This window comes from Desulfobacter curvatus DSM 3379, assembly GCF_000373985.1.
Classification (GTDB): Bacteria; Desulfobacterota; Desulfobacteria; order Desulfobacterales; family Desulfobacteraceae; genus Desulfobacter; species Desulfobacter curvatus.
In genome coordinates this window covers 1-4576 of record NZ_KB892961.1, presented here as the reverse complement: position 1 = coordinate 4576, position 4576 = coordinate 1, and the positions used below count along the sequence as shown (strand labels likewise).

Below are 4576 nucleotides of genomic sequence, written 5' to 3'. Positions count from 1 at the left end.
CGTTTGAACATTTTTTATAACTGGCAGTCGCAATGATAGAGCCCTCCTTAACTTAACTGGAAAGACTCTACTTTTTTGTGAAAAAAATCTAGTTTAATTTCAAGTAGTTACGATTGATTATGGTGAATTATATTAAAAAATTGGGTGTATGCTCTAAAAATTAGACTTTTTCGACCGATTTTATTGATTTTTAAATTTATAAAATTCAAAATGGGAACAAGCGAAATCCAAGATACCATGAAAACAATTTTAAAAAACGGGCTGCCATTCTTTTCGGCAAAGGGAATTACCGCTGTTCTCATCATTTGTCTGGTGTATATGTTTCATTGTGTTCCGGTTGCTGCAAGGAATAGTGCGCAAGCCTATCCGAGATCATTTGCCGAATTGATCAAAAAGATTCAACCCTCTGTTGTAAACATTATTGTTGTTAAAGTTATGCCTGCTAATACGCAAAACGGTTCATCATTAGGTTTGGAAGATTCTTTGCGTGATTTTTTTGAGAAATTCTTCGGGGATCAGATGCCGGAAAAATATAGCCGGAATGAACTTGGAACCGGATTTATTATTGATACGGATGGTTTTATCATCACCACCAATCACATGGTTGAACAAACTGAAGAAATTAAGGTTCGCTTGAGTAACGATAAGGAGTTTTTGGCACAAATCATCGGCCGGGATACTAAGACCGATTTAGCCCTTATCAAAATAGATGCAAATATTCCCCTGACACCCTTGAAGCTGGGAGACTCAGACAAGCTGGAGGTTGGAGATTGGGTCGTGGCGATTGGAAATCCATTCGGTCTGGGGAATACGGCCACAGCAGGAATTGTCAGCGCTAAATACCGTCAGCTTGGAAACGGACCCTATGATGATTTTATTCAAACCGATGCCTCCATCAATCCGGGAAGCAGCGGTGGGCCGCTTTTAAATATTGATAATGAAGTTGTCGGCATAAACTCTCGGATTTTCTCACAGAGTGGAGACAATATCGGAATCGGATTTGCCATACCGATCAATATGGCCAAACAGTTACTTCCACAACTCAGGGAAGGAAGAATAAAACGGGCATCATTAGGGGTAGTGGTGCAGGATATCACCCCGGCTCTCAAATCTAAACTTGGATTGGAAACAGATAAAGGCGCCCTTGTTTCAGATGTGGTATCTGGCGGACCTGCTGAAAAAGCCGGCATCACCCGGGGAGATGTAATTCTGAAATTTGATGGCAAATCTGTCCGAAACGCCCACGATCTGAACTTTGCAGTGGCATCCACTCCCATCAACATGAAGGTAAAGGCGGAAATCATGCGGGGGAACCTCTGTCTAAATTTACAGGTCAGAACCGTAGAGCTTAAGGAAGACGATGATATTGAACCTTTATCGGAAGTCCCACCTCAACTGGGAATCAAACTGCAGGAAATAACGCCTGAAATGGTAAAAAATTATGTGTTGCCGAGATCTTACGGGCTTTTTATTGTTGATCTTGTGGATGGGTCTCCGGCAATAGAGGCCGGATTGATTCCAGGCGATATCATCATTGAATTCGACAAACAGATGGTGGACAGCATGAAGACTTTCAAAAATATGCTGGCAGGAGTTCAAGAGGGTGATACCATTCTTTTCCTGGTCGGGATGGAACAACATTTTTTACAACCCTTAAAGTGAGAAGATAGCAGCCCGATTTGGATATTTTTTAAAATACTTGAGAGAGGACCAGCTAATCACAGAATCCCACCTCAACAGGAAATCCGGAACGGGTTCGCAGTGTTTGTTCAACGGTTACCGCATCAAAATGACAGGTTGTTCCAAAGGCCGCAATCCGATATAGAGCATACTTTTGATAATTGTCAATTCCAGCTTTTCGATCACACGAAAATTGCCTGTCGGACTTGGCCAGAGGCACTGCCCAACGGCAACGGGAAAGGTCCGGACCTTCCGGGAGTGGTTGAGAAAGTAGTACAACCGCATTTCAGCTACATTGATTACAATTCCCGGTTTCTTGATCTTCGGCAGTATCCAGAGGGATGGAATAACCAGTGTGGAGCCTGGTCTCGGAAGCCAGGGGTCCATTTCAGGATAAAGATCCGCCATTTCGTTGAAACCAAGATCATAGAAACGGGCAATATCCAACAGCGTTTCACCTTAAATATGCTGAATGCGGACTAAAGCCGCTTTGGAGAATAAATTTACATTGTAATACATTAGGGTTTAGAATATTATGATCTGACAAGTAAATGATTGCATCAACATATTGAATTTAATACAGATAAAGGAATTTTTGATGGAAAAGGAAAAGAAAAATTTTTTTGTAAATTTAAGTTTCGAAAAAACCTCATTACCTCCTTTCGAGGATATTCTTGTGTTAGGCCAGGACTGCCCATTAGGTATGAACGGTGTAGGCCAATGCATAGATTTATTAGTCCCTGACGGGTATGATCGGTTTGAGGTTGAAGATGAACATGTCGCTGCAATAATAGTCAATAAAAACGTCCTTAACCGCATTTCACAGGCAAAACTAATCCAAGTTTTAGAAAAAAAAGTATTTCCGTTTGTCGGAAAAAAAGAAATAATTCGAGTCGATTTTTCCATTAGAGTTTCTTATGATACGTTCAGTATTGACGATTGAATAAATTACAATGAAAGCCAAATATCTTATTCAAAAATTTTATCCAACTGCGGCTGTTTTAGATGGAGTTGATTCGGTAAAGGATAAAATTATAGAGGCGGGTTTCATTGTTATTCTCGATAGAGATATTTATAAGGGAATCCTGACTTCTCAGGATATCCTCAAGTCCCCCAGAAATTTAATATTAGATTGTTTACAGCAAAGACCAGTTATTGATTATGAGCAGGACATTGACTCAATCCTGCACATAATGAAGGATAGCGGTTTCAAGGTACTCCCCGTATTTAAAGAGGACTTATTCAAAGGCGTGGTTCTTCAGTCTCGTCTTATGGCGTTTTTTTCTGACTACAACCAAAAACTTGAAAAAACAGTTAAGGATAAAACACAAGAGCTTATAGCAATAAATGAACAACTTAAAAATGAAATTCAAGACAGGGAAATTGCTGAAAAAGAAAGAAATGAATTGACCAAACAGATTTATCAGACTGAAAAGATAGCGGCTATTGGAAATTTAGCCGGTGGGATTGCCCACGATTTCAACAATATTTTATCCGGCATTTTAGGATTTGCCCAGCTGGCCGGCCGAGACATAAACTCCCCGGAAAAAGCGTTGAAACATATTGACCGAATCCTTATCGGTGTTAAGCGGGCAGCCGATCTGGTAGGGCAAATACTGACTTTCAGCAGACAGTCCGACTCTAAAAAGTATCCCCTGGATGCCTATATCGTACTGAAAGAATCAATTCAGCTGATCCGCGCCATCATTCCCTCAACCATCACCATTGAAGAAAAAATTTTATCAAAGGCAAAAATCCTGGCCGATCCGACCCAGTTCCACCAGGTGATCATGAATCTTTGTACCAATGCATATCATGCCATGGGAAATGAGGGCGGCGTACTGGGCATCGGGCTTTATGACCTTGAAATCGGACAGACTGATAATTTCCTGCGCTCAAACCGCATGCCGGGAGAATATCTTGTATTGGAGGTGACAGATACAGGCCACGGCATAGAGAGAAAAAACCTGAACAAAATTTTTGATCCGTTTTTCACCACCAAGGAAGTGGGCAAAGGCACAGGGTTGGGGCTGTCGGTGGTGGAGGGCATTATGAACGATCATAAAGGGTTTATTGAAGTTCGAAGCAACGAGGGCCAGGGTACCCTGTTTAAAGTGTTTTTTCCCGTCATCAAGCATGACGCGTCTCCCTGCCTGCGGCCCGAAGGTCGCGCCGATGAGCTGAGAGGCACAGAAAAGGTGATGATCGTCGATGATGAACCTGCGATTCTGGAAATACTAAAAAACATTTTATCGTATTACGGGTATCAAGTGTCTGTTTTTCATGACGGCAAGTCAGCACTGGAAAGCTTTTCCAAGTCGCCTGACTATTTTGATGTTGTTATTACGGACATGACCATGCCCGGCATGACCGGAAAAGTCTTATCCGAAGAAATCCTAAAGCTCAAGGCCGGTATCTCCATCATTATCTGTACCGGCTATCATGAAAATTTCTCAGAACAGGACGCCCTCAAGGTCGGTATCCAAAAATTCATGCTAAAACCGGTAACAGGCTCTAAGCTACATCAGACCATCAGAGAGCTGTTTAAGGTCCAGAATATTTTGTAATCAGGGTAGCCTGGGCATCATTGTTTTGTATACTCAAAAATTGATGGACTCGTAAAAAGTCCAAAATCAATTTAACATGTTAATATTATTGGCTAAAATCCATTTTTTAGCTTGCATTAAAAATACTTATTCTATATAATATACTCTATGTTATCAATAGCTTAGGGTTGACTAAATGATTAAGACAAATGACCACAATCAGCTCCACCTTTTCGATCCCTGGGACTTTTTAAGCCCGAAGCGCAGGAAATTGCTCGATGACTCCTGGGCAGGGCTTTTTCAAAAAGAAATCCTCCGCTCATTACCGGTCAATCTGATCAAACCCTGTT

General features: G+C 41.3%; 4 protein-coding genes. 3 read left to right on the top strand and 1 reads right to left on the bottom strand.

Annotation, left to right across the window (positions count from 1 at the left end; translation table 11 throughout):
• The first annotated feature begins 519 nt into the window (after positions 1-519).
• Complete coding sequence (locus B147_RS0106160) at positions 520-1662, top strand: trypsin-like peptidase domain-containing protein (RefSeq protein WP_169400702.1); 1143 nt, start codon at positions 520-522, stop codon at positions 1660-1662.
• A gap of 114 nt (positions 1663-1776) precedes the next feature.
• Here B147_RS0106160 and B147_RS0106155 read toward each other — a convergent pair whose 3' ends face one another.
• On the bottom strand, positions 1777-2127 hold the full coding sequence (locus tag B147_RS0106155) for a L,D-transpeptidase family protein (protein ID WP_020586355.1): 351 nt from the start codon (positions 2125-2127) through the stop codon (positions 1777-1779).
• A gap of 151 nt (positions 2128-2278) precedes the next feature.
• Here B147_RS0106155 and B147_RS0106150 point away from each other — a divergent pair, with 151 nt between their 5' ends.
• A complete protein-coding gene (locus tag B147_RS0106150; protein ID WP_020586354.1) occupies positions 2279-2623 on the top strand; it encodes a hypothetical protein in 345 nt (114 codons plus the stop codon).
• Between the two features lie 250 nt (positions 2624-2873).
• Complete coding sequence (locus B147_RS27605) at positions 2874-4247, top strand: hybrid sensor histidine kinase/response regulator (RefSeq protein ID WP_169400701.1); 1374 nt, start codon at positions 2874-2876, stop codon at positions 4245-4247.
• Positions 4248-4576 lie beyond the last annotated feature (329 nt).